Source organism: Streptomyces sp. NPDC045678 (assembly GCF_056432085.1).
This window is the reverse complement of record NZ_JBWKJS010000004.1, coordinates 541,036-565,303: the sequence shown is the minus strand read 5'-3', so window position 1 is coordinate 565,303 and position 24,268 is coordinate 541,036. Positions and strand designations below refer to the sequence as shown.

Genomic DNA, 24,268 nt, shown 5'->3' with positions numbered 1-24,268 from the left:
ACCAGATTTCCGTGTCCTGCCGTACGCCCCGGTAGGGGTCGTCCTCGCGCAGGCGGCCTTCGCGGGTCATGCCGAGACGCTTCGCGACGTTGATGCTCGGCGTGTTCTCGGGGGCCACCCGCCACTCCACGCGGTGCATGCCGCGCACCTCGATCGCCCAGTCGAGGACGGCGCGTACCGCACGCGTGACCAGGCCGCGTCCGGCGGCGTCCGGTTCCAGCCAGCAGCCTGCCTCGCACGTGCCCGCCGCCGCGTCGAAGGCCCGGAGGAGGACGCCGCCGACGAGCCGTCCCTCGAGCCGGATGCCGTAGAGGCGGCCGGTGTCGGCGGCGGCCTTGTCGGCGAACACCTGGAGCCAGGCGCGTGCGGAGTCCAGGTCGGCGGTGATGTCGGGGAGTCCGACGTAGCGGCCGATGTAGTCGCGGCCACGGTCCATGTGCGCGAGGAACTCCTCGGCCTGCCACGGTTCCAGCGGGCGCAGTTCCGCTCCGTCTCCCAGGGGTGTCGCGAACATCCTCGTCCTCCACAGTGGCCTCGCGGTCGACCCGGATCTTCGCACGCCGGTCCGTTGCACGTCGGCCGGAATTCTTCCTTCAGCGGCGGTCCATGGCGCTCATGAAGCAGCCTTCGCGTCGCCGCACCGGACCGGGCTCGCGCGCAGTCGCCGCCGACCACCGCGAACGCGCCGCCGAGCCGTCACGACCCCATGGACGCGGGCAGGTTGAGCGGAGGGTGCCGTTCCGGACAACTCCCGCACCCCCGCGATCTGGCCGGTCTTGCCGTGGACGAATTAGTTGCCTCAGCCATCCAATGGGGAGTGGATCAGGGACGAACTGCGCTTGCGAGGTACTTCCATGACGGAGACAACGAACCCCATCGAATCCATCGACTTCCCCCAGGACCGCACGTGTCCGTACCACCCGCCCACCGCGTACGCGCCCTTGCGCGACGATGCGCCCTTCTCGCGCGTCAGACTGTTCGACGGCCGCTCCGTGTGGCTGGTCACCGGGCGGGCGGCGGCACGTGAGCTGCTCATCGATCCGCGCCTCTCCGCCGATCGCGAGAACGAGGCCTTCCCCATTCCGGCCGAACGGCTCGCCCGGGTCCGTGACCGCAGGGTCGCCCTGCTCGGGGTCGACGACCCGGAGCACAAGGTACAGCGCCGCATGATGATCCCCAGCTTCTCCGTCAAGCGCATCGCGGCCCTGCGCCCGCAGATCCAGGCGACGGTCGACCTGCTCCTGGACGCGATGGCCGAGCAGGGGCCGCCCGCCGAGCTGGTGAGCGCCTTCGCGCTGCCCGTCCCCTCGATGGTGATCTGCGCCCTGCTGGGGGTGCCCTACGGCGACCACGAGTTCTTCGAGGAGCAGTCGAGGCGGCTGCTGCGCGGCCCCACCTCCGAGGACACGCAGGCGGCCCGGGAGGAACTGGACGCCTATTTCTACGACTTGATCGCCAAGAAGCGCAAGGAACCGGGCGAGGGGCTGCTCGACGAGCTGATCGCCGGGCAGCTCGCGTCGGGCACCGTGGACCCGGAGGAGCTCGTCAGGCTGGCCACCATCCTGCTGATCGCCGGGCACGAGACCACCGCGAACATGATCTCGCTCGGTACGTTCACGCTGCTCCAGCACCCCGACCGGCTGGCCGAACTGCGGGCGGGGCTGCGCGCGGATCCGCCGCTGCTGCCGGACGCGGTCGAGGAGCTGTTGCGCTTCCTGTCCATCGTGGACGGGCTGCTGCGGGTGGCGAAGGAGGAGATCGAGACTCCGGCGGGCACCATCCGCGTCGACGACGGCGTCGTCTTCGCCACGTCCCTCATCAACCGCGACGACACGGTCTTCGAAGGCGCCGAGGACCTGGACTGGCACCGCACGGACCGTCACCACCTGGCGTTCGGCTTCGGCATCCACCAGTGCCTGGGCCAGAACCTCGCGCGCGCCGAGCTGGAGATCGCGTTCCGGACGCTCTTCGAACGCTTCCCGGGGCTGCGGCTCGCGGCGCCCCCGCAGGACATCCCCTTCAAGCCGGGCGACACGATTCAGGGGATGCTCGAACTTCCCGTCACCTGGTGAGGAGCAGAGGAGCGCGCGTGGAACACATGGCGATTCATGTCGAGAAGGACAGGTGCGTGGGCGCGGGCATGTGCGCGCTCACCGCGCCGGGCGTCTTCACCCAGGACGACGACGGTCTCAGCGAGGTGCTGCCCGGGCGTCAGGACGGCGGTGGCGATCCCCTGGTGCGGGAGGCCGCGCGGGCGTGCCCGGTGCAGGCCATCAGTGTGCGGACAAGTTGATACACCGTCAGCCGGACGCCCACGTAACGCGATTCACTCGCTCAGCGTGACGGTGAAGCTCCTGCCGTACGCGTGGTGCGTGTCGACCTCGATGCGGGTGCCGCCCACGGCTCCGCCCACCCGGACCTGCGGGTCCCCGGTGGTCCTGCGCAGGGGGCGGCCGCGGAGCAGGATCGTCACGGTGTCCCGGTCCATCGTCGGGTCGGACACCGCGACGCGGACGGGGCCGCCGCGGCGGCCTTCGCGCCGGACGAGGACCGAGGCGGGGCCGTGCACGCGCAGGGCCCCTGCTTCGTGCCGCCCTCCCGTGAAGGCGTTGGCGGCCGTCAGGCCGAGGCCGGTGTGCGTGACGGCTTGCAGGCGGCCGGAGTTGGCGAGGATCCTGAGCGGCCCATGGCGGTGGGCGCGCAGCTCGGCCTCGCCGGCGTTCGGCACCAGCGCGTAGGCGAGGCGGGCGGGCCGTGCCCCCGCCGCCCCGTCGACGGTGACGCCGAGAACCGAACGGGTCACCCGCGTATCGGGGTTGGCGGCGCGGACGACGCGGCGGCTGCGGGTCACCTCGTCCAGGGTGACCCGCACCTTCGGCGTGTCCAGGAAGACGTATCCCACGGCGGTGCCCTCCGTGGCGTTGGCGTAGCGCAGCCAGTGGAGGTCGGCGGTGCCGGGGCCGGTCCAGGGGCGGCCGTCGCGGAGCGCCCCGGTGAGGGAGATCCGGTCGTCGGCTGCGGCGGTGCGGGCGTCGACGGTCGTGGTGACGGCGCGCCCGGCCGCTCCGGCGACGTCGGCGGCGAGCACCACGATCTCGTCGTCGAGCAGGAACCACGATTTGGTCGCCGTCGCGGCGCGGTACACCACGAAGTCGTCGGGCAGCAGCGCCCGGTCGTGGTACGCCACGTCGCTGGACTGCGCCATTCCCGCCGCGCCGTACTCCCCCAGGACGGCGCCGCCCGAGAACCGGTTGGTGCCGCGCGGGAAGTAGACGTACTTGTTCTGCGACTCGGACGACGACGTGAAGTTGAGGGGGTGGCCGGGGTTGTCGTAGTACGCCTTGCCGTACAACTCCGGTACGGTGCGGCGATGTTCGACCGGGGCGGTGACGCCGGCGAGGCCGTACGGCGAGACGGTCGTGTAGTAGTCGATCCCGTATGCCCGGCTCTGGTCCTGCCCCGAGAGGTAGAGGTAGTACGCGCCGTCGCCCTGGAACCACGGCATGAGGTTCTCGCCGCTCATGTACTCGTACTTGCTGATGCGGTCGGAGCTCCGCGCGAGCGCGAAGGCGTAGCCCGGCCGCCGGTGCACCGTCTTGTCCATGGCGTTGAACGCGACGCTTCGCGCGGCGGGGTTGAGGTCGGCGGGCGGCACGGCGGCGTCGTCGAGGATGTCGGCGTACCGCACGACGCTGACGGGCGACACGAAGCGGGCCGGGTCGAGGGGTGCGCGCGAGGTGGCCCTGACGTGCTTCACGTAGCTCTTCAGGGCGGTGGCCGTGGCGCCGGCGGCGAGCGAGGAGAGGTCGACGACGGCCTCGACGACCACCGCGACGTCGGTGTATCCGGAGTCGGGGCGCGACACGGCGCGGCCCTTGACGATCTCCATCATCCAGCCCTCGAACATCAGCGGGGCGAACCCGTTCCTCACCCATCCGTACACGGTCGGCACGAGTTCCTCGCCGTGCGCGAAACCGGTGCCGTCGAGGATCTTGAGGGTCTGTACGACGCGGGTGAGCAGGCCCTTGCCGTACGAGCCGGTGTACGCGACGGAGGAGTGCTGGATGAAGGAGCCGTCGGCGTAATGTCCGTCCGTCACCCGGTGTTCGAGGTGGTACGGGTCGATGGTGGCGAAGACCGTGAGCTGGTCGGTGAGCGCCTTGCGGATCCGCGCCTCGCCCGGCTCGCCCAGGAGGGCGCCCTGCAGGATCCGGTTGGTGGTGATGTCGGCGAGGTTGGCGCCGGTGTGGAAGCGGGATTCGAGGTCGACGTCGCCGCCGGTGCCGTTGCGCAGGTAGGCGTCCATGGAGGCGACGTAGGCGGGCAGCAGGTCGGGACGGTGGGCGGAGACGGCGTCGGCGAGCAGGACGAGGGTCTTGCTGATGTGCTGGGAGATGCCGATCTCCCAGTGGAACCAGTTTCCGTAGTACCCCTTGGACTGGTCGCCGTAGTAGCGCTCGTGCAGCCACGCGAGGCCGTCGAGCACCCGGTACTGCACGGTCGTGTTGCCGTGCAGGTCGGCGGGGAGGCCCGGGGTGCGGGTGGCGAGGGCGATCTCGTAGAGCCTGCGGTAGGCGGTGTTGAGGTTGGCCTCGTCGGTGCCGAGCACCAGACCGGCGAAGAGCTCGCCCTCCCGCGCGTCGTCCATCGCCTGCAGGCCGGACCGGGCGGTCCTCTCCATGGCGGCGAGCTTGGCGGCGTTCTCCGGGCGTGCGTTCGACTCGGTGGTCCCGGCGAAGACCGCGACGGTGTTGGCGACGAGCCGGGCACGGCCCTCCGCACCCGCGGCGGCGGTCGCCGGGCCCACGGGGACCACCGCCATCAGGCCGGCCGCCGACAGGGCGGACAACAGACGTCTGCGGGTGATCTCCATGGCGGCCTCCAACGGTGACGTGCGGGGCGTTCCGGGAGCGTGAAAGGGGGGAGCGTTCCGGTGCATACAGGGAGCCTTTGGGGGCGTGCGGAGTCAAGCAGACGGTCCGACCGGCGACAAGGGTCCCCGCCCCCGGCGCGTCCCGTCCGGTTGATAGCGTCCCTTTCGATCATGGAGCCGTGTACGGGGGAAGGGGAGCGCCATGCCCGAGGAGGGCGCGCCGCGCACGCGGCGGCGCACCTGGCTGGTGGCCGCTCTGGCGGTGACCTTGCTGGCCGCGTCGTCGGTGACCTGGTTCGCCGTGGCGCGGGCCGAGGAGCGCGAGGACCGGCTCGACGCCAACCGCGAGCTGGTGACGCGCGGCTGTGCGGGTCTGCTCCGCGAGGAGATGTACGCCTCCGTGCCGGATGACGCGCGGGGCGTACTCGACGAGTACGGGGCATTGCTGCGGCCCGGGCAGGAGAGCCGCGCGCTGCTCGACTGCACGCTGGCCTGGGGCGACGGCAAAGGCGCGGAAGCGGGCGTACGGGCACGGGTGCGGGCCGAGGCGGTCCCCGACCGCACGTCCCCCGGTTCCGTGACGGGCGATTTCGGGCTGCCCCTTCCGCCGGGCGCGACGGGCGGCGTGGGCACGGCGGACCGGTCGGACGGCGGCGCGGTGGCGACGGCGTCGCTGCTCGTCGACTGCCCGAAGGGCCTGCACGGGCGGGGCCGCACGACGCGGGACCTCCTCGTGTCGGTGGAGCTGCCGTCCGACGCGGACGGGGCGGACGTGTACGGCGTACCGAGGGCCGAGCGGCTCGCCGTCGCCCGGACGGCCGCGAAGGTCACCAACTGGGTCTCCCGCAAGCAGGGTTGCGGCAGCGAGCCGCTGCGCACCGAGCCCGGCGCGGCCCCGGCGAAGGCGCCGGAGCTCTGCGCCTGGCTCTCGCCCGAGGGGCTGGGTTCGACCCCGGGCGAGTGGAGCTTCGACGGGAACGACGAGGTGTACAACCGGCGGGCCGGCGCGTGCGGCGGGCGGTGGGACGACACGGCGGGCTCGCCCGGCCACCTCACGGTCCGGGCGGCGGGCGCGCGGAGCTGGTCGGGCGTGCTCGCGGTCGGCGCGTACGAGGAGTACGCCGACAAGGCGCTGGTGCCCGACCCGAAGGCCCCGGCCGGGCACGACAAGCCCCTCACGGTCGAGCAGTCGGCCGACGACCGGCAGCTCGCCCTGTGGGCCCGGTCCGAGTGCGCGGCGGGACCGACGTACCACCGCGTGTCGGTGACCCCCGCGTTCGACTTCGACCACGGCCCGGAAGACGGGAAGGTCGTCCTCGAACCGAAGGACCAGCGGCGCCTCTCGCGGCACGTGCGCACGGTCCTCGACCGCTATCTGTCGGCGCCCGACGGCTGGCCGAAGCGTTCGCACTGCCGCGGGACGAAGATCGTGGGAGAGGTGGCGGAGTGGCGCGGGCGCGACTGACCTGGCGGACGAGGACGGGACGCGTCGTCCTGTCGTCCTGCGGGGCGCTCGTCGCCCTGGCCCTGATCGCGGGCGGCTCCTACTGGTGGGGCGGCCCGCGCGAACACCGCGCGGCACAGCGGGTGCTCGACGAGGCGTGCGACGGCGTGCTGCCCTCGCGCGAGATGCGGGACGTGCTCGGCGACGGGCCGTTCGAGAAGGGGCCCGGCCGCGTGGACGTGCTCCTGGCCGAAGAGTCCTCGGACCGCGCCCGGGACGAGGAGCACACGGTCACCTGCTCCGTCACCGGCGACGGCGTGTCCGTGGCGGGCGGCAACACCAACGAGGCGGAGGTCCAGGTCACCGTGCAGAGCGTGCCGCGGCGACGCGGTGACGACTTCACGGTGGACCCCGCGGCCGCACGCGCTCGCGGCATGGACCCGTTGTACCCGCGACCGGCGGCGGAGCTCCCGCCCGTCGGACTCGGTGGCGGCTGGCGTGGCCTGTTCACGACCGCCGAGTCCGCCGCCGACACGGACCGGTCCGACAGCGGCAGCGCCACCGTGGTGACGCTCCTTGCCTGCGCCCGCGACCGCGGCGGCCTCCTCGTCACCGTCGACGCGAAGGACGACGACGTCACGCTCGACGACCCGCGCCGCCGTGCCGCCTTCGCGCGGATCGCGACGGGTACGGCCGCGAAGGCGTCCGAGAAGTGGGGCTGCGACGCCGAGTCGGGCACACCGCCGCGCACGGTCGCGCTGCCGGTGAACGCCGACGAAAGCGTGCCGCTCGCCGACGCGTCCGGGACATGCCGCGGCGTCCCCGGCCGGGGCGCGCGCGTCTCCCGGGCCTGGGAGAGCGCGAGCGGCGACAGCCCCGTCGAGGTGTGCGTCGTCTCGGGCGAGCGGCCCGAACTCCCGGGCCCCGCACCGTCGGACGGGACGCCCCGCTACCACCTCACCGCGTTCTACGGCCCGTACGCGGACTCCGAACGCGTCGACTACGAGCGACGCCACGGCGAGTACACGGAGAAGCCCGGCCCCGGCGACGCTCCGGCCGGACGCCTCGCGGGCGGTGGCCGCTGGGCGAGCGCGGTCTGCCGGGACGGGAGCGGCCCCGCGCTGTTCACGGTCCGGGACGAGGGAGCGTGGCACGAGGACAGGTCCAGGACGTACGACAAGCACCGCGCGAAGCCGTCGGCGGCCGACCTGGCGTACGAGCGCGCGGCGCTGGAGGAGTTCGCGCGACGTTCGGCGCGGGCCCACGGCTGCGAGGCGCCGAAGCTGTCCTGACCTCGGCCACAGGCGGCGGTGCGGGCAGGGCCCGGTCACGTCACCCCTGGCGGGTCCCGCTGCGCTCCGCGATGTGCCGCGGCGGTTCGATGCCCTCGGGCAGCAGCGGGTCAGGAACCGGCGTCCCCCACGTCGCCGTCAGCGGCAGGTTGCCCGCCCAGACGCCGAGCGCGGCGTCCGGGCCCGTGCCGTCGTCGGGCGGGCCCGCCGCGACCTTGACCGAGGCCTCCGCCAGGGAGAGGGCGAGCAGGGTGGTCGCGGCGAGCTCCTTGCGGCTGGGGCGGCGGGCGTAATCCCACTGGCCGGGGGTCGCGTGCTCGGTGAGCAGGCGCAGGCCGCGCAGCTTCTCCCCGGGGTCGGTCACCACGCGCGGGACGCCGTGGATCATCGCGCTGCGGTAGCTGACCCCGTGCTCGAACACCGAGCGGGCGAGGACCAGCCCGTCGATGTGGGTGACGGTGACGCAGACCGGCGCCTCGGGGTCGGCTGCGAGGCTTCGGCTGGCGACGGAGCCGTGCAGGTAGAGGTGGGTGGCGTCGCGGCCGTAGACGGTGGGGACGACCATCGGGTGGCCGTCGACGACGACACCCAGGTGGCAGACGAAGCCGGAGTCGAGGACCGCCTCCAGGTCGGCCCGGTCCAGGCTGCCCTGCTCGCGCAGGCGGCGGTGGCGGGTGCGGTCGGTGACGGGCAGGGTCGCGGGGAGTGCGGCGGGCGGGGCGGGCGAGGTGGGCGGGGCGTCGCCGTACTGCTCGGGGTGACCGTTCATGACGCGAGAAGTTACCGATATCGCGCACCTATAGCCATAGTTTAACGAAATTCGTCGCCAGAGCCGTCGTCAGCGACGATATGCGCAACACCAGCGCCACCCGTCCAAGTCCGCCCCGAAGAATCCAACGACTCCCACCCCTGGAGGATGGCGGGCCCCCGCCCCCGCACGATCTGATGGAACCCATGGAGCTTCCCCACCACGAGGACGTGTCCCCCGGCAACGGCTGTCTCCCGCCCCGCGCGTGGTACGCGACGCCGGACGCCGTCACCCTCTCCCTCAACGGCCCCTGGCGCTTCCGCCTCTCCCCCACCGCCCACGCCCAGGACGACGCCTTCGCCACCGACGGGTACGACAGCACGGCCTGGGACGAGATCGCGGTACCCGGCCACTGGGTGCTGCAGGGCCACGGCGCGCCCCGCTACACCAACATGCTCTACCCGTTCCCGCTCGACCCGCCGCGCGTCCCCACCGAGAACCCCACCGGCGACCACCTGCGCACCTTCGACCTGCCCGCCGACTGGCCGACGGACGGCACCGCCGTCCTCCGCTTCGACGGCGTGGAGTCCTGCGCCCGGGTCTGGCTGAACGGCACGGAGCTCGGCGACTTCAAGGGTTCCCGGCTGCCCCACGAGTTCGCCGTCGGCGAGCTGCTGCGCCCGGCGGGCAACGTCCTCGCGGTCCGCGTCCACCAGTGGTCCGCCGGTTCGTACCTGGAGGACCAGGACCAGTGGTGGCTGCCGGGCATCTTCCGCGACGTGACGCTCCTGCACCGGCCCGAGGGCTGCGCCCGCGACTTCTTCGTCCACGCGTCGTACGACCACCGCACGGGCACGGGCACGCTGCGCGTCGACTCGGACGTCCGAGGGCGCGTCACCGTGCCCGAGTTGGGGATCGACGTGGCGACCGGTGAGGAGACCGCCGCGGCCGTGGAGCCGTGGACGGCCGAGACGCCACGCCTGTATGACGCGACGCTGACCACGCCGGGCGAGCGCGTCCCGCTGCGCGTCGGCTTCCGCACGGTCACCGTCGAGGACGGCACCATCAGGGTCAACGGCCGCCCCCTCCTCTTCCGGGGCGTGAACCGCCACGAGTTCCACCCGGAGACGGGCCGGACCGTCGACCTCGAAACGATGCGCGCCGACGTGCTGCTGATGAAGCGTCACAACATCAACGCCGTCCGCACCAGCCACTACCCGCCCCACCCCGCCTTCCTCGACCTGTGCGACGAGCTCGGCCTGTGGGTCGTCGACGAGTGCGACCTGGAGACCCACGGCTTCGGAGCCGTCGGCTGGCGCGCCAACCCGGTCGACGACGACCGCTGGACCCCCGCGCTCCTGGACCGCGCCGCCCGCATGGTCGAGCGCGACAAGAACCACCCCTCGGTCGTCCTGTGGTCGCTCGGCAACGAGTGCGGGACCGGACGCGGCCTGACCGCGATGGCCGACTGGATCCGCGCGCGCGACGACAGCCGCCTCCTCCACTACGAGGGCGACCGGTCCTGCGCGGACACGGACGTCTACTCACGCATGTACGCCGACCACGCCGAGGTCGAACGCATCGGCCGGGGCGAGGACGAGGGCCCCGAGCGACGGCGCCGCCTCCCGTTCATCCTCTGCGAGTACGCCCACGCCATGGGCAACGGCCCCGGCGGACTCAGCGAGTACCAGCAGCTGTTCGAGACGTACGACCGGCTCCAGGGCGGCTTCGTCTGGGAGTGGATCGACCACGGCATCGCGCACCCCGCGTACGAGTACGCGTACGGCGGCGACTTCGGCGAGGAGCTGCACGACGGGAACTTCGTCTGCGACGGCCTCGTCTTCCCCGACCGGACGCCGTCCCCCGGACTCGCCGAGTACAAGAAGGTGATCGAGCCGGTCCGCATCGAGGGCGACGGCCCGTCCGGCACGGTCACCGTCACCAACCTCCACGACTTCGCCGACCTCTCCCACCTCGCCTTCACCTGGTCGTACGAGAAGGACGGCACCACCGTCACCGAAGGCGCCCTCGCGGTGCCGCACGTCGGCCCCGGCGAGCGCACCGAGGTCGCGCTGCCGCCCCCGCCCCGCAGGGACCCGGACGCCGAGACCCAGTGGACGGTGCGGGCCTCGCTCGCCGAGGACACGGCGTGGGCGGCGAAGGGACATGTGGTGGCATGGGCCCAGCTGCCCGTCGAGTACGGCATGATCCTGCCCGTGCCCGGCGGCGCGGTTCCGACGGCGGACGCGGACGGCCGGCACATCACGCTCGGCGCCGCCACCTTCGACGCCCGCACCGGCACGCTCCTCGCCCTCCACGACCGCGAGATCACCGGCCTGCGCCTGGACGTGTGGCGGGCCCCCACCGACAACGACAACGGCATGCCCTGGCGTCCCGAACCGTCCGTGGCCGACCGCTGGCGCGCGCTCGGCCTGCACCGCATGCAGCACCGCGTCGACGCCGTCGAGCCGAGCGGCGCCGGTCTGACCGTGCGCACCCGGGTGGCGCCCGCGGCGAGCGACCTGGCGCTGCGCACGGAGTACCACTGGGCGTCGAACGGCCCGAAGCTGCTGCTGCGGATGTCGGTGACGCCGGAGGGCGAGTGGCCCGTGCCGCTGCCGCGGCTCGGCATCCGCTTCGGGCTGCCGGGGGCGGCGGGCCGGGTGCGGTGGTTCGGCGGCGGGCCCGGCGAGGCCTACCCCGACACCGCGGCCGCCTCACTGATCGGCGTCTGGGAGTCGGACGTCGACGCGCTCCAGACGCCGTACGTGCGCCCGCAGGAGAACGGGGCACGCCCGGCCGTCCGCTGGGCCGAGGTCGGCGGGCTGCGCGTGGAGAGCGACGGCGCCCCCGCGTTCACCGCCCGCCGCTGGACGTCCGAACAGCTCGACGCCGCCCGGCACCGCACCGACCTCGTGCCCGGGGACACGGTCTGGGTCAACCTCGACATCGACCGGCACGGCATCGGCACGCAGTCGTGCGGGCCGGGCGTCCTGCCGCAGTACGAGCTCCGCGCCACACCCCGGCCCTCGTCCCTGAGCTGCGTGTTCTCGGCGGTGGACGGCTGAGGGGCCCGGCCCCTGTCCCGTAGGGGCCAGCCGTTCCCGCAGGAACTCGACGACCCGCTCGCGCGCCGCGTACGCGGGGTGCCCCGGCACCTCGCGCACCTCCTCCGTGAGGACGGAGTGCGCCGACTTCGCGAACCCGGCCCCGTTGCCCGGCGACGAGTCGAGCTCGATGACCTCGAACGCATCGCCGAAGGGGCGGCGCAGCGTGGCGAACCGGTCGCGCGGGACCAGCTTGTCCTCGCTGAACCGCAGGCCGAGCGCGCACAGGCCCTCGTTCCCGGTGCGGGCGACGACCGTGTCGAACTCGGCGCGGGACAGGCCCGGGTCGACCCGGCGCGCGGCGCTCACCGGGAGCGGCAGCGAGGGCTGGCTGAGCACGGGGGCGAGGACGGCCGGGTCCGTGGCGGCCGCCGGCGCGAAGCCGCCCGTGAAGCACATGCCGATGACACCGACGCCCGGGCCGGGCGTGCGGGACGCGAGGTCGCGGGCGAGGGCGCGCAGGTAGTCGGCGAAGGGGCGCCGGGCGTTGGTGGCGAAGGCACGGAACTCGGAGGCGACGCACACCCGGCCGAAGACGCCCATGGCATACGGTACGGAGACCGGGCGGCCCGGCTCACCGAAAGGGGACGGGACCGCGACGGTGAAGCCCTGCTTCACCAAGTGCTCGCCCAGGCCCAGGACTCCGGGATGCACACCCGGTATCTCGGGAACCAGGACGACGCCCGGGCCTGTCCCTTTCTCATATACATCATGGGTGAGACCGGCCCAGGTCCGAACCGGGCACGGTACCCACTCCCTTTCGTCTCACGTGTCCTATGGGTAGGTGGAGTTCATGCCTACAGCACGCATGCGTACGAGCACAGACCCCGCCGGGCACCCCGTGCCGCCCGAGCCGCCCTCCGACCCGCCGTCGGGGCGGGTCGTGACGTGGCTGGGGAGATTCGGTCCCGTCGCCGTGGGCTACGCCGTGTTCCAGGCCCTGGTCGGGCTGCTCCCCGACGCGCTGTTCGGGGACACGGCCCGCTACTCGCTCGCGGTGGTCAGCGGTCTCGGGACGGGGATCTCCGCGTGGCTCGCCGCGGCGCTGCTGCGGGCCAGGGGGTCGGCGGACGACGGGGCCGCCGACCCCCTGGACGGGGTGCCCTCGCCGCGCCGCCCGCGGCCCGGAACGACGTCCGGCGCGGCGGAAGCGGGTGCGCCGGGGCCGCTGCCGGGGCTCTCCGCCGCCACGTACGCCACACTCCTCGACCGCCTGACGGTCTTCGACGATCCGCCGCGCGGCCGCCTCACCGGCTGGTCGCACGCGCTCGACGAACAGCCGGAGCCGGTGCGGCCGACGGCGACCGGCACCGCGTACGGACTGCACATCGTTCTCGAACTCGGCATGCCCGACGGGCGGTTGCGCGCCTCCGACCTGGTGGAGACGCTGTGGCGGCTGCGGCTGCCCGAGGGCGGCTGGTCGGCACGTTCGCAGGGCGCGGTGGGGCGGCCCGAGGTGACCGCTCTGGTGCTCGGCGCGCTCGCGCGTGCGGGCGCCGACGCCCGGCTCCTCGCCGCGGAGGCGGAGCGGTGCACGGAGCGCTTCACCCGCGAACACGAACCCGCCGGGGCGGAGTTGACCCACGTCGTGACGACGGTGCTGCGCGGACTGCTGCGCGCCGCGCCGGGCTCGCCCGCCCTGCCGGTCCTGCGAGACGCGCTCGTCGACGGGGCCGTCACCGATCCGGCACGCGGGCACCGGCGCTGCTGGGGCTCCCGGCTCACCCCGCCGCGCGGCAGGACGGTGGCGCCGTCGGCCGTGCACACGGCGCAGGCCGTCGTCGCCCTCGACCGGGCGGCCCGGGTGCTCGGCGAGGACGCGAACGCCCGCGCCACGCGCGAGGAGGGCATCCGCTGGCTCCTCTCCTGCCCCGGAACCGCACACGACGGCTGCGACGACCTGGAGAGCGGCCACGAGACGGTGCGCCGGCCGCACCCCGACGACGCGTCGCGCTCCGAGGTGCTCGCCGTGCGGCACTTCTCGGCCGCCTGGGTGATGCGGGCGCTGCTCACGCCGGGCGCGCACGCGGTCGCCGTCGACGAGGGCACGGAGGCGGTCCGGCAGGAGATGCTCGCGGGGGCGGCGGCGTGCGTGTGGCGGCAGCAGGACAACGGAATCTGGACGTGGGACGGAGCTGATCTCGCCTACCCGCTGTGGATGACCTACCAAGGCCTTTCGGCCCTGCGGGCACATGCCGTATGGATGTATCAGCCGGGTGGCTGAGGCGCGCGGACGAGAGGGAGAGTGCATTGGGTGGTCGGCACGTCCAGGACGCCACGAGGCTTCTGCGGGAGTCGCTGGACGGGCCGGAGAGGGACGGGCTGGTGCGGGCGGCCGCCGCCGTCGTCGCCGAACTGGGCCGCCCCGGACGCCTGTTGCCGCTGGTCCGCGAGCTGGCCGCGGGCGCCGGCGATCCGTCGGGGTGCGCGCTCCTGTCGTACCGTCACGTCCTCGGCTTCGACAAGCTGCTCCTCATCGACGGCGGCCCGCGGCACATGCTGCGCGCGCACGTGTGGCACCCGGGCCGCGGCACCCGCGAGGACATCCACAACCACCGCTCGCCGCTCTCCTCGTACGTGGTGCGGGGCGTGCTCGGGATGGAGCTGTACGAGCCCGCGGTCCCCGGTGCGGACGAGGGCGTCGCCGCGTCCTGGTACCGGGAGTCCCTGACGGGCGAGGAGGGTGACTGGCTGCTCGAGCCCGCGGGCGGGGCGCGGCTGCGGCTCGTGCAGAGCGCGCGGTACACGGCCGGGAGCGGCTATGCGCTGCCGCCGCACGTGCTGCACCGCGCGTGGTGCGCTGCGGAGCGGCCGACGGTCACGCTGTTCCTGGAGACGGGGGCGGAGCGGCTGCGGTACACGGACGTGTACGCGGGAGCGGTCGGGGGCGACCCGTCGGGGCGCGCGGTGGCGAAGAAGCCACTCGAGGTGAACGACTATCTGGCGGAGCTGTCGGCGCTGGCCGATCTGCTCGCGGAGGGCCCCCTGGACTGCCGGGCCGGGGACTGACGGGTGCGGCTCGGCCTCAGCCGAAGGCCTGGCGGACGATCTCGCGGTTGTAGTCGTCGATCCGGACGGTGCCGAGGTCGGCGGGGGCGAGCCAGCGGTGGTCCTGGTCGGGCAGGGGCAGGGTCACGTCGAAGGTGAGGGGGCGGACGAGGAAGTTGTCCTGCCAGTTCTTGACCTCGTGCCCGCGGTACGTACTGACGAAGGAGGACTCGCCGACCTTGCGGAGGACCCGGCCGAGCAGTCCCGTCTCTTCTTTCAGCTCTCTCAGGACGCCGTCCCGCGGACTCTCGCCGGCCTCCAGCTTCCCGCACGGCACGCCCCACACGCCGGGCAGGAACCGCTCGGTCTCGCTGCGTCGCACGAGCAGCACACGGCGGCGGAACACCACGACAGCCGCCGCGAGCCGGTTGTCACCGGGATAGTCCATGTCCTCCAACGTAGCGGGGAATCGGGGCCCGTGACAGTCACGGCAGCGGCTCGTCGGCCACCGGTTCGCGTTCTCCCTGGTCGAGGCGGAACGGAAGGTAGACGTCCGTCAGCAGAGTGCCGTAGCCCACCACCCGCGCACGCCCCGGCGGCGCCGTGTCCGTTTCCTTCAAGACCGGTGAGCGGCCCGCTGCCTACGCTGCGGGCATGAACAGCACACCGGAGTCACCCACGCCCCGCTTCGACCTGATCGGTCTCGTCGTCTCCGACCTGGCCGCCTCGCTCGCCTTCTACCGCCGTCTCGGCCTGGAGTTCCCCGCGGGGGCCGAGAGCCTGCCGCACGTGGAGGCGGCGCTCCCGGGCGGGCTGCGCATCGTCTTCGACACGGAGGCGACCGTGCGGTCCTTCCACCCGGACTGGCAGCCGCCCGCGGGCGCGGGCCGGGTCGGGCTCGCCTTCCACTGCGGGACGCCCGCCGGGGTCGACGCGGCGTACGAGGACGTGACGGGCGCCGGGTACGCGAGCGAGCTCAAGCCGTTCGACGCGCCCTGGGGCCAGCGGTACGCCGTCGTGCTCGACCCGGACGGCAACGGCGTCGACCTGTTCGCGCCGCTACGAGCCGCCGAGTAGCGTGCCGAGCGGCATCCCGGTCAACTCCTTCACGTCGCGGGCCAGATGGGCCTGGTCGGCGAAGCCGGCGGCGGCCGCCGTGTCGGCGTACGACATGCCGTCGCGGGCCAGCGCGAGCGCCCGTTGCAGCCGCAGCACCCGGGCCAGCGTCTTCGGCCCGTACCCGAAGGCGGGCAGTGAACGTCGGTGCAGCTGCCGGGCATTGATGCCCGCGTCCGCCGCGGTGCGCGCGACGGAGCGGCCCGCGTCCAGGGAGGCGACGATGTGGGCGAGCAGCGGATCGGGCGGTTCGGCTGCGGCGGCGCGTTCCACCGCGACGGTCTCCAGGACCGCCACCGGGTCGCGCGCGTCGTCCACCCGCTCGGTGAGCCGTCGCGCCTCGGCGGCGCTCCACAGGTCCGCCAACTCCGCACGCCCGTCTCGCAGTTCATGGGCGGGCACGCCGAGGAAGGCGGGCGCGGCGCCGGGGTGGAACCGGACACCGACGAACCGGCTGCCGGGTTCCATCTCCTGCGGGACGTACGCCCGGGTGTCCGGCCCCGCGACGAACAGCCTGCCCTCGGTCCACAGCAGGTCCATACAGCCGTCGGGCAGCACGGGCCGGGTGTCACCGGGGGCGCCCGTGGCCACGCGGGTCCAGACGACCGCGCCGGCCAGCCGGGAGGGCCGCTCCCGGTAGTCGCGCGGCGCGACGCTCTCTGGGGTCACGGGGACCAGATTACGCCGCGCCGCGCCTGATCAGCCGGCTGCGGATCCGGAGCGGAGGTGGCCGGCACCGGCCAGGCTCTTGCTCCGGATGAACTCGGTGACATGGGAGACGAACTCGTCCAGGGACATCGGGGTCTCCTCGCCCGACCGGTCGCGCACGGTCACGGTGCGCTGTTCGGCCTCGCGGCGGCCGACCACGACGACGAGCGGGATCTTCCGGGTCACGGCCGCCCGCACCTTGGCGTTCAGCCGGCCGTCGCCCGCGTCGACGTCGGCGCGCACGTCCGCGTCCAGCAGCAGGTCGCGGACCTCCTCGGCGTAGTCGGTGAGCTCGTCCACGATCGGGATGATCCGCACCTGTTCCGGAGCCAGCCACACCGGGAACGCGCCCGCGAAGTGCTCGGTGAGATACGCGGTGAAGCGCTCGTGCGAGCCCAGCGGGGCGCGGTGGATCACCACGACCGGCTTCTCGGTGCCGTCGGAGTCGTGGTACTTGAGCCCGAAGCGCTGGGGGGTGTACAGGTCGACCTGGTTGGTGGAGGCGGCGAACTCCTTGCCGGTGACGGCGCGGATCATGAAGTCGACCTTGGGGCCGTAGTGCGCGGCACCGCCCAGGTCGATCTCGAAGGGGATGTCGGACTCCTCCATGGCCTCCCGGGTGATCCGCTCGGCCTCCTGCCACATCTGCTCGTCGTCGTGGTACTTGTCCTTGTTGGCGGGGTCGCGCAGTGCGAGCACCATGTAGAAGTCGCTGATGCCCAGACCGCGGTAGTAGTCCGCGTGCATGCGCATGACTTCCAGGAACTGGTCCTTGGCCTGCTCCGCCGTGCAGTAGATGTGCGCGTCGTTCTGGCTGAATCCGCGCGTGCGCATCATGCCGTGCAGCTGGCCGCTGCGCTCGAAGCGGTACACCGTGCCGTACTCGGCGACCTTGTACGGCAGATCGCGGTAGCTGTGCGGGCGCGCCTTGTACACCATGTGGTGGTGCGGGCAGTTCATCGGCTTGAGGTAGTATTTCTCGCCGTCGATGTCGATCGGAGCGTACAAGTCCTCGGCGTAGTACGGCAGATGACCCGAGAGGTAGTACAGGTCCTCCTGGGTGATGTGCGGGGTGACGACGCGCTTGTAGCCGAGCTTGCGTTCGGTCTTGCGGGCCCAGTCCTCGAGTTCGTCGCGGATGATCGCGCCATTGGGCAGCCACAGCGGCAGGCCGCGGCCGATCTCCTTGTTGAACGCGAACAGGTCGAGTTCCTCGCCGATGCGCCGGTGGTCGCGCTTGGCGGCCTCCTCCAGTGCGGCGAGATGGGCCTTGAGGGCGTCGCGGGTCGGCCAGGCCGTGCCGTAGACGCGTTGCAGCTGCGGGTTCTTCTCGCTGCCGCGCCAGTAGGCGGCCGCGTTGCGCAGCAACGTGAACGCCGGGATCAGGCGGGTCGACGGCAGGTGCGGGCCGCGGCACAGGTCGGACCAGCACACGTCGCCGGACTTGGCGTCGATGTTGTCGTAGATCGTCAGGTCGCCGCCGCCGACCTCCATGACCTCGGCGGTGTCCACATCGCCCTTGAGGTCCACGAGTTCGAGCTTGTACGGCTCCTCGGCCAGCTCGGCACGGGCCGCGTCCCGGTCGGGGAACTCGCGGCGGTGGAAGCGCTGGCCGGACTTGATGATCTCCTTCATCCGCTGTTCGACGCGTTCGAGGTCCTCCGGCTGGAAGGGGCGCTCCACGTCGAAGTCGTAGTAGAAGCCGTTCTCGATCGGCGGGCCGATGCCGAGCCTGGCCTCCGGCCAGAGCTGCTGGACCGCCTGCGCCAGTACGTGTGCCGTGGAGTGTCGCAGCACCCTCAGCCCGTCGTCGCTGGACAACGCGACCGCCTCGACCTCGACTTCGGACTCGGGGGTCCAGTCGAGGTCCCGCAGGGCGCCGGACGGGTCTCGCACCACGACGATCGCGTTGGGGCCGTTGCGCGGCAGCTTCGCCGCGGTGACCGCGTCGGCGCACGTCGTCCCAGCCGGAACCACCACGACGACGCGTTCGGTCTCGGCGGTGGGACGGATTACAGACACTGGAATCTCTCCTCGAGGAGCGGCGCGGCTCGAAGTCGCCGCGGGCGGAACCGTGTTGATCGTGCGAGTGTAGTCAGTGAACTACCTGGCCATGCCAACCGGATTGGTGAGCGAACCGATCCCGTCGATCTCCACGACGACCTCGTCGCCCGGACGCAGCACGCCGGCGCCCGCGGGCGTTCCCGTGAGGATCACGTCTCCGGGCAGCAGCGTCATCAGCGAGCTGCACCGGGCCACCAGGGCACGGACGTTCCTGTTCATCTCCTTGGTGGAGCCGTCCTGGCGCGGTGTGCCGTTCACGGTCGTGCGCAGGGCGAGGTCGGCGGGGTCGAGGTCGGTGCGGATCCACGGGCCCAGCGGGCAGAAGGTGTCGAAGCTCTTCGCCTTGGTCCAGTGGCCCTTCGGTTCCCCGATGTCCCAGGCGGTGACGTCGTTGGCGCAGGTGTAGCCGAACACCGCCTGTTCGGCGTCGGCTTCGGGAACGTCCTTGCAGCGGCGTCCGATCACCACGGCGAGTTCTCCCTCGTAGCGGACCTCCTTGGCCTCCGCGGGCAGCAGGACGGCGCCCGCGGGGCCGACGACGGAGGTGGACGGTTTCATGAAGACCACCAGGTCCGGTGTGACGACGTCACCGTAGTTGCGGCCGGCGACCAGCACTTTGCCGGGTTCGGCCGGTGCGAGCAGGCGCACCTCGGCCAGCGGCCGGGTCTCACCGGTCGGGCGGATCTCGTCGTAGGGGGTGCCGGACAGGAGGTGGACCAGCCCGGCGTCGGTGTCGACACGGGCGTACGTTCGGTCGTCTCCGACGGCAACGCGCGCGATCAGCACTGTTCTTGTCCTCTCACCAGGTTGCGGGGGCCAGTTCATGCAGCAGCAGGTCGACGCGGTGCGCCACGTCGTCGGTCGGCGCGTCCGGTGAGCCGATCTCGGGGTCGAAGTTGGGGTCCAGGAAGATCTCGGTCAGGCCGGTGTCGGCGAGCGCGGCGAGATCGGCCCGGATCTTGTCCGCGGAGCCGGTCAGCGGCGGCTCGGCGTGGCCCGGTCCGGTCCGCAGCCGCACCGGGGCACGGCAGACGAACCGCAGGGCCGCCGGGTCGCGTCCGGCCCGCTCCGCACTGTCGCGTACGACGGTGACGGCATCGCGGATGGCGTCCGGGCCCGCCTTGCTGCTCGCGATCCAGCCGTCGCAGAGGCGGCCGGCGCGGCGCAGGGCGGCGGGCGCGGCGCCGCCCAGGAGCAGCGGAGGGTGCGGGGACTGGACGGGCCGGGGGGCGAACCGGGCGGGCGGGACCCGGTAGAAGGGGCCGTCGTGTTCCACCACCGTCTGCTCGCCCCACAGGGCGCGCAGGCAGGCGAGGAAGTCCTCGGCACGGCGGCCGAGGCCGGTGGGGTCCACACCCGCGGCGGCGTACTCCTCCGCGGCCCAGCCGTTGCCGAGCCCCACGTCGAGTCGGCCGCCGGAGAGCAGGTCGAGGGTGGTGAGCTGCTTGGCGAGGACCGCGGGGGTGTGCAGCGGCATGATCAGGACGGCGACACCGAGTCGGATCCGGGTGGTGTGCGCGGCCAGGAACGCCAGGGTGGTCAGGGGGTCGTGGACGCTGCGGTTCGCCTCGCCCCAGGAGTCGTCGGGCGCGCCGAGGACCCGCTGGTAGGTCCAGAGCGAGGCGTATCCGAGCTGCTCGGCGGTGCGGGCGACATGCACGGCGGTGTCCGGGGTGGCCCAGGGGCCGGACATCGGTACGGCGAATCCGATGCGCATGCCGTCACGTCCCCGGGCGGGCCCGGACGAGGCCGAGGTCGCGCAGGGTGTCCAGGAACGCCGAGTCCTTCTGCAGCCAGTGGTGTTTGATCTGGGCGCCGGCGGCGCCCTGGCGGAACCGTCGTTCGGCGACCTGGCCGAAGGCTCCGGGCACGAGGGGCAGTATTTGCAGGGGCCGCAGTCGTCCGCTGCGGCGTTTTTCGGCGTATTCCACGTTGACTTCCTGGAGTGTCGCGTCGATGCGGCGGGCGGTGTCCTGCACGTTCAGCGTGCCGTGGGCGTCGGCCCATTCGATGGCGACGAGGTAGTGGGGCGGGGTGTCCCACACGGGGATGCCGGAGAAGTGCGGATGGTCGGTGGGTTCGCTGCCGAGGACCCGCATGACGGCGGTGTGCACGTCGGATTCGGTGAGCTTCTCACCGGTGAAGGAGGACTGGAATCCGGCGCGTCCCAGGAACTCCAGGCGGGGTGTGGCGCCGACCGCGCCGACGACGCGGTACACGTCCCCCACGTCGTACCGGTAGAGGCCGTTGGCCTGGCTCATGACGAGCCGGTAGTCGGCGCCGGGTTCGAGTTCGTCGTAGCCGAGCGTGGGGGCGTCCGCGGGCAGGGGGCTGCCGTCGTCGAGGTCCTGCCACGGTACGAACTCGAAGTGCCCCTGGTCCACGGCCAGCGGCCCCGCCGACAGGTGGTCGTCGACGGGCAGCGTGACGATCCCCTCGGTGCCGGTGGTGCTGAACGGCAGCGTCGCCACGCCGGTCGCGAGCCGGGACAGCCAGGGCCGGTAGAGCGCCGCGGAGGCGGAGTTCCAGCACACCAGCAGGCGCAGGCCGGGCCACAGGTCGGTGAGCGGCGGCCGCCCCTCGGTGCGGTCGAAGGCCTCGGCGAGGCGGCGGGCCAGGGCCGGGCGGGCGGCCAGGGCCGTGCCGCGGCCGTCGTGCAGGTCCCGGATCAGGCGTTCGCCGTTCTCTTTCAGTACCTCGGCGAGCAGGACGATCTTGGAGGGGTTCACCGAGACGATGAGTCTCAGGTCGTGGGCGGCAAGCCGCAGCAGTTTGCCGTAGAGCAGGTCGGCCATGGTGGGCGCCTCGGCGTCACGGGTGAACCAGCTCGCGTGCCGCCACGGCGGGTTCCAGTCGTCGGGGTCGTCCGACACGGGGCGTTCGGTGATGCTGTAGACGGGGTGTCCGCGCAGCCGGTGCCGGATGGGGCCGGGTTCCCAGGACAGGTCGAGGACCTCGTCGCCGGAGAGGCGGTCCGTGCCGATCTGTTCGAAGTAGAGCCCCCACTGCGCGTACAGCGCCGGTCCGCGGTAGACGCGGCGCCAGTGGTCGGTGGTGGGCACCAGCTTCGCGCGGCCGGTCGATCCCGAGGTGCGCAGGAAGGCGCGGGGGTCGTCGGTGGTGAGCACGCGGCGTTCGCCGGAGAGCTGCCGGTCGACGTAGGGAGCCAGTTCGTCGTAGGTGCGGATGGGTACGGCGCGCCGCCACTCCTGGCGGGTGCGGACCCGGGCGAGGCCGTGTTCGCGGCCGAAGCCCGTGTCGCGTGACACCGAGAGGAGGTCGCAGAACACGCGTTCCGCGGTCTCCTCGGGCTGGGCGCATATCTTGCGCTGCATGGCGAGCGCGTTCTGTGTCCGTTGCAGGAACGGTGCGGATGTGGTGTTGCCGGTCACGCTGTTTCCCCCTGGTTCGTTCCGGGACAGGAGTGGGTTCACGCCGCGCGGATGACGACCTTCCCGAATGCCCGGCGCTCCTCCAGCTCGGCGACCGCCTCGGGGGCGCGGGAGAGGGGGAAGTCGGCGTGCACCACCGGTTCCAGGGCGTCGGTGGCCACGAGGTCGAGAAGCGTGTGCAGGTCGTCGCGGTGCCACGCGTTGGAGCCGAGGATGTCCAGCTGACGTGACCACACGTAGCGCAGGTCGGTGGTCGCCTCGTACCCGGTCGTCGCGCCGCAGGTGACGATGCGGCCGCCGGGGCGCGCCGAGCGCAGCGAGACGGGCCAGGTGTCCTTGCCCTGGTAGTCGACGACCACGTCGGCGCCGCCGTCGCTGAGTTCGCGGACCCGGCGCCGTACGTCCTCGGTGCCGGTGTCGATCGTGTCGCTCACGCCCAGTTCACGCAGCCGGGCGAGCTTGGCCCGCGATCCGGAGCAGGCGATGACCCGGGCGCCGGCGCGCAGGGCGAGCTGGACGCAGGCGACGCCGACGCCGCCGGTCGCGCCGAACAGCAGCACGGTCTCGCCGGGGCGCAGCCTCGCCCGGCTGAAGAGCATGCGCTGGGCCGTGCCGTAGGAGATGGGCAGTGCGGCGTAGCGGGCCGGATCGGCGTCCTGCCGGGGTACGGGGATCGCGTTGTGGGCGGGTGCCACGACGTACTCGGCGAGCCCGCCCCAGTAGTGCTCGCCGAGGATGCCGCGCCCGATCTTCGGGTCGAGCAGCACCCGGCTGCCGAGCAGCCGCTCCCCCGCCTCGTCGGTGGCCTGCTCGACGACGCCGACGACGTCGCCGCCGGAGACGTGCGGAAGTTCCAGGCGTACGCCCGGGAGCCCGTTGCGCACGTGGATGTCGAGGTGGTTCAGGGCGCATGCCTCGACGCGTACGACGATCCATCCGGGCGGGGGTGCCGGCCGTTCGACCCGGTCCAGGGTCAGCCGCTCGGGGCCGCCCCAGGCACGGATGACGGCCGCCCGCATCAGAGCTTTCACTCTTCGGTCACCTCTCGGATGGCCTTGTACAGGGTGCCGGTGAGGAAGCGCAGGTCGTCGGGGCTCATCGAGGGCGAGGGCAGCATGGTGATCACGTCGCCGGGGACGGCGTTGACCAGCACGCCGTTGTCCCTGGCCAGGGTGCAGATGCGGTCGACGACGCGTTCCTGGGGCGGGAAGGGGGTGCGGGTCTCCCGGTCGGCCACCAGCTCGACGCCCGCGATGAGGCCCAGCTGCCGGACGTCTCCGACGTGGGTGAGCGCGCGGAAGGGTTCAAGGGCGGTGGTGAGCACGTCGGCGAGCGCGTCGGCCCGGGCGGGCACGTCCTCCTTCTCGAACAGGTCGAGGCTGGCCAGGGCGACGGCCGCGCCGAGCGCGTATCCGGAGTAGGTGCTGCCGCTGAGGAAGACGCTCTCGCGGAAGGCCTCGAAGATCTCCTCCGTGGCCAGGGTGGCCGACAGCGGCAGGTAGCCGCCGGTCAGCGCCTTGCCCACCGTCATCAGGTCCGGTGTGACGCCCTCGGCGTCGCAGGAGAACGTCGGTCCTGTGCGGGCCCAGCCGGTGAGGACCTCGTCGGCGATGAGGAGCACTCCGTGCCTGCGGGTGATCTCCGCGACCTTCGCGAGGTGTCCCTCCGGGGCGGTGATCACTCCGGCGAGGGCCTGCACCCGCGGCTCGACGATGACCGCGGCGATGCGGTCCCCCTCCCGGGCGAGGAGGTTCTCCAGCGAGTCGGTGCACGCCATCCCGCAGTCGCTGTCGGACGACTGACCGACGGGGCACCGGTAGCAGTTGGGCTGGTGGAAGGAGAGTGAGGGGAACAGCAGCGGCTCGTAGGTCTTGCGGATCATGTCGACCTGTTCGCCGTTGGTGCCGCGCAGGCTGACGGTGCCGAGGGTCTCTCCGTGGTAGCCGCCCTCCATGGACACGAAGGTGGATCGCTGCGGTTCGCCCTTCGCGACCCAGTAGGAGTAGGCGGCTTTGACGGCCGTCTCCACGGCGGTCGATCCGGACTCGGCGAAGAACACGCGCTGGAGCCCGGCCGGCGCCATCGCTGCCAGGCGGGCGGCGAGTTCCACCGCCGCCGGGTGCGAGACGCGGTACAGCGTGGTCTCACCGGCCTTGCGCGCCTGGGTGACCAGGGCCTCGACTATCTCGCTGCGGCCGTGGCCGTGCAGGTTCATGCCCATCGACGAGCGGCCGTCGAGGTAGCGCTTGCCGTCCGCGTCGATCAGCCAGCACCCTTCGGCGCGTTCGACGACGAGCTGGTCGCGGGCCATCCACTCGGCCATCGGCGTCCAGGGGTACCACATGTGCTCTCGGTCGAGCTTGCGCAGCCGGTCGACGTCGGTCTTCTCCACTGGGAAACCTCTCTGCGGGGTGTTGACGGCGGTGGGGGGCCCCGGGGGGGGGGGGGGGGGGGGGGGGGGGGGGGGGGGGGGGGGGGGGGGGGGGGGGGGGGGGGGGGGGGGGGGGGGGGGAGGAGATCGCGGGAAGAGCCAGAC

The 24,268-nt window shown here is 72.7% G+C and carries 19 protein-coding genes and 2 pseudogenes; 8 read left to right on the top strand and 13 right to left on the bottom strand.

Going from position 1 to position 24,268, the window contains the following annotated elements; translation table 11 throughout:
* Positions 1 to 76: 76 nt before the first annotated feature.
* A pseudogene (locus AC07DO_RS16980) lies at positions 77 to 514 on the bottom strand (GNAT family N-acetyltransferase); the annotation flags it as partial.
* A 340-nt stretch (positions 515 to 854) separates the two neighbouring features.
* Between AC07DO_RS16980 and AC07DO_RS16975 the strand changes: the two are divergent.
* Both AC07DO_RS16975 and AC07DO_RS16970 read left to right on the top strand, forming a co-directional pair.
* Complete coding sequence (locus AC07DO_RS16975) at positions 855 to 2,072, top strand: cytochrome P450 (protein ID WP_479060371.1); 1,218 nt, start codon at positions 855 to 857, stop codon at positions 2,070 to 2,072.
* A gap of 26 nt (positions 2,073 to 2,098) precedes the next feature.
* Positions 2,099 to 2,293 carry a ferredoxin gene (locus AC07DO_RS16970; protein ID WP_479060718.1) on the top strand — a complete coding sequence of 65 codons (195 nt, stop codon included), beginning with the start codon at positions 2,099 to 2,101 and terminating at the stop codon, positions 2,291 to 2,293.
* 33 nt (positions 2,294 to 2,326) lie between these two features.
* On the opposite strand, the gene AC07DO_RS16965 is transcribed toward AC07DO_RS16970, so the two are convergent.
* A complete protein-coding gene (locus AC07DO_RS16965; RefSeq protein WP_479060369.1) occupies positions 2,327 to 4,873 on the bottom strand; it encodes a polysaccharide lyase family 8 super-sandwich domain-containing protein in 2,547 nt (848 codons plus the stop codon).
* Positions 4,874 to 5,075: 202 nt separating this feature from the next.
* Here AC07DO_RS16965 and AC07DO_RS16960 point away from each other — a divergent pair, with 202 nt between their 5' ends.
* Together AC07DO_RS16960 and AC07DO_RS16955 are read left to right on the top strand one after the other, a co-directional pair.
* Complete coding sequence (locus tag AC07DO_RS16960; RefSeq protein WP_479060367.1) at positions 5,076 to 6,338, top strand: hypothetical protein; 1,263 nt, start codon at positions 5,076 to 5,078, stop codon at positions 6,336 to 6,338.
* The gene (locus AC07DO_RS16955) at positions 6,320 to 7,609 is read left to right on the top strand and encodes a hypothetical protein (protein WP_479060365.1); all 1,290 of its coding nucleotides are present in this window, start codon (positions 6,320 to 6,322) and stop codon (positions 7,607 to 7,609) included. Before AC07DO_RS16960 ends, AC07DO_RS16955 begins: the two co-directional genes overlap by 19 nt.
* A 40-nt stretch (positions 7,610 to 7,649) precedes the next feature.
* On the opposite strand, the gene AC07DO_RS16950 is transcribed toward AC07DO_RS16955, so the two are convergent.
* Positions 7,650 to 8,378 (bottom strand): pyridoxamine 5'-phosphate oxidase family protein, encoded by a 729-nt coding sequence (locus AC07DO_RS16950; RefSeq protein ID WP_479060363.1) that lies wholly within the window; start codon positions 8,376 to 8,378, stop codon positions 7,650 to 7,652.
* A 185-nt stretch (positions 8,379 to 8,563) separates the two neighbouring features.
* Here AC07DO_RS16950 and AC07DO_RS16945 point away from each other — a divergent pair, with 185 nt between their 5' ends.
* Positions 8,564 to 11,425 carry a glycoside hydrolase family 2 TIM barrel-domain containing protein gene (locus tag AC07DO_RS16945; RefSeq protein ID WP_479060361.1) on the top strand — a complete coding sequence of 954 codons (2,862 nt, stop codon included), beginning with the start codon at positions 8,564 to 8,566 and terminating at the stop codon, positions 11,423 to 11,425.
* Positions 11,426 to 11,533: 108 nt separating this feature from the next.
* Here AC07DO_RS16945 and AC07DO_RS16940 read toward each other — a convergent pair.
* Positions 11,534 to 12,145 (bottom strand): annotated as a pseudogene (locus tag AC07DO_RS16940) (dienelactone hydrolase family protein); the annotation flags it as partial.
* A 112-nt stretch (positions 12,146 to 12,257) separates the two neighbouring features.
* On the opposite strand from AC07DO_RS16940, the gene AC07DO_RS16935 reads away from it, so the two are divergent.
* Positions 12,258 to 13,688: a hypothetical protein gene (locus tag AC07DO_RS16935; protein WP_479060359.1), complete on the top strand. Its 1,431-nt coding sequence runs from the start codon at positions 12,258 to 12,260 to the stop codon at positions 13,686 to 13,688.
* 26 nt (positions 13,689 to 13,714) lie between these two features.
* Complete coding sequence (locus AC07DO_RS16930; RefSeq protein ID WP_479060357.1) at positions 13,715 to 14,473, top strand: hypothetical protein; 759 nt, start codon at positions 13,715 to 13,717, stop codon at positions 14,471 to 14,473.
* Positions 14,474 to 14,489: 16 nt separating this feature from the next.
* On the opposite strand, the gene AC07DO_RS16925 is transcribed toward AC07DO_RS16930, so the two are convergent.
* Together AC07DO_RS16925 and AC07DO_RS16920 are read right to left on the bottom strand one after the other, a co-directional pair.
* A complete protein-coding gene (locus AC07DO_RS16925) occupies positions 14,490 to 14,900 on the bottom strand; it encodes an NUDIX hydrolase (protein ID WP_479060354.1) in 411 nt (136 codons plus the stop codon).
* Between the two features lie 37 nt (positions 14,901 to 14,937).
* Complete coding sequence (locus tag AC07DO_RS16920; RefSeq protein ID WP_479060352.1) at positions 14,938 to 15,072, bottom strand: hypothetical protein; 135 nt, start codon at positions 15,070 to 15,072, stop codon at positions 14,938 to 14,940.
* A gap of 34 nt (positions 15,073 to 15,106) precedes the next feature.
* On the opposite strand from AC07DO_RS16920, the gene AC07DO_RS16915 reads away from it, so the two are divergent.
* Entirely contained in the window at positions 15,107 to 15,529 is a 423-nt protein-coding gene (locus tag AC07DO_RS16915; protein ID WP_479060350.1) for a VOC family protein, read from the top strand.
* Here the strand turns inward: AC07DO_RS16915 and AC07DO_RS16910 are convergent.
* From AC07DO_RS16910 to AC07DO_RS16880, 7 genes are all read right to left on the bottom strand, one after another.
* Entirely contained in the window at positions 15,512 to 16,237 is a 726-nt protein-coding gene (locus AC07DO_RS16910; protein WP_479060348.1) for a helix-turn-helix domain-containing protein, read from the bottom strand. The genes AC07DO_RS16915 and AC07DO_RS16910 overlap by 18 nt on opposite strands.
* 30 nt (positions 16,238 to 16,267) lie before the next feature.
* Positions 16,268 to 18,298 (bottom strand): threonine--tRNA ligase, encoded by a 2,031-nt coding sequence (thrS, locus tag AC07DO_RS16905; RefSeq protein ID WP_479060346.1) that lies wholly within the window; start codon positions 18,296 to 18,298, stop codon positions 16,268 to 16,270.
* Between the two features lie 81 nt (positions 18,299 to 18,379).
* The gene (locus AC07DO_RS16900; protein ID WP_479060344.1) at positions 18,380 to 19,126 is read right to left on the bottom strand and encodes a fumarylacetoacetate hydrolase family protein; all 747 of its coding nucleotides are present in this window, start codon (positions 19,124 to 19,126) and stop codon (positions 18,380 to 18,382) included.
* Positions 19,127 to 19,139: 13 nt separating this feature from the next.
* Positions 19,140 to 20,057 carry a TIGR03619 family F420-dependent LLM class oxidoreductase gene (locus tag AC07DO_RS16895; protein ID WP_479060342.1) on the bottom strand — a complete coding sequence of 306 codons (918 nt, stop codon included), beginning with the start codon at positions 20,055 to 20,057 and terminating at the stop codon, positions 19,140 to 19,142.
* Between the two features lie 4 nt (positions 20,058 to 20,061).
* A complete protein-coding gene (locus tag AC07DO_RS16890; protein ID WP_479060340.1) occupies positions 20,062 to 21,732 on the bottom strand; it encodes a GH3 auxin-responsive promoter family protein in 1,671 nt (556 codons plus the stop codon).
* A 38-nt stretch (positions 21,733 to 21,770) separates the two neighbouring features.
* Positions 21,771 to 22,763, bottom strand: a complete 993-nt coding sequence (locus tag AC07DO_RS16885) for a zinc-binding dehydrogenase (protein WP_479060338.1) — start codon at positions 22,761 to 22,763, stop codon at positions 21,771 to 21,773.
* Entirely contained in the window at positions 22,760 to 24,124 is a 1,365-nt protein-coding gene (locus tag AC07DO_RS16880) for an aminotransferase family protein (protein ID WP_479060336.1), read from the bottom strand. The genes AC07DO_RS16885 and AC07DO_RS16880 overlap by 4 nt, the downstream gene beginning before the upstream one ends.
* Between the last annotated feature and the right edge of the window lie 144 nt (positions 24,125 to 24,268).

Coding starts and splice junctions, on each gene's coding strand:
- AC07DO_RS16975 (WP_479060371.1), top strand. CDS start 855: ATGACGGAGACAACGAACCCCATCGAATCCATCGACTTCCCCCAGGAC.
- AC07DO_RS16970 (WP_479060718.1), top strand. CDS start 2,099: ATGGCGATTCATGTCGAGAAGGACAGGTGCGTGGGCGCGGGCATGTGC.
- AC07DO_RS16965 (WP_479060369.1), bottom strand. CDS start 4,873: ATGGAGATCACCCGCAGACGTCTGTTGTCCGCCCTGTCGGCGGCCGGC.
- AC07DO_RS16960 (WP_479060367.1), top strand. CDS start 5,076: ATGCCCGAGGAGGGCGCGCCGCGCACGCGGCGGCGCACCTGGCTGGTG.
- AC07DO_RS16950 (WP_479060363.1), bottom strand. CDS start 8,378: ATGAACGGTCACCCCGAGCAGTACGGCGACGCCCCGCCCACCTCGCCC.
- AC07DO_RS16945 (WP_479060361.1), top strand. CDS start 8,564: ATGGAGCTTCCCCACCACGAGGACGTGTCCCCCGGCAACGGCTGTCTC.
- AC07DO_RS16935 (WP_479060359.1), top strand. CDS start 12,258: ATGCCTACAGCACGCATGCGTACGAGCACAGACCCCGCCGGGCACCCC.
- AC07DO_RS16925 (WP_479060354.1), bottom strand. CDS start 14,900: ATGGACTATCCCGGTGACAACCGGCTCGCGGCGGCTGTCGTGGTGTTC.
- AC07DO_RS16915 (WP_479060350.1), top strand. CDS start 15,107: ATGAACAGCACACCGGAGTCACCCACGCCCCGCTTCGACCTGATCGGT.
- AC07DO_RS16895 (WP_479060342.1), bottom strand. CDS start 20,057: ATGCGCATCGGATTCGCCGTACCGATGTCCGGCCCCTGGGCCACCCCG.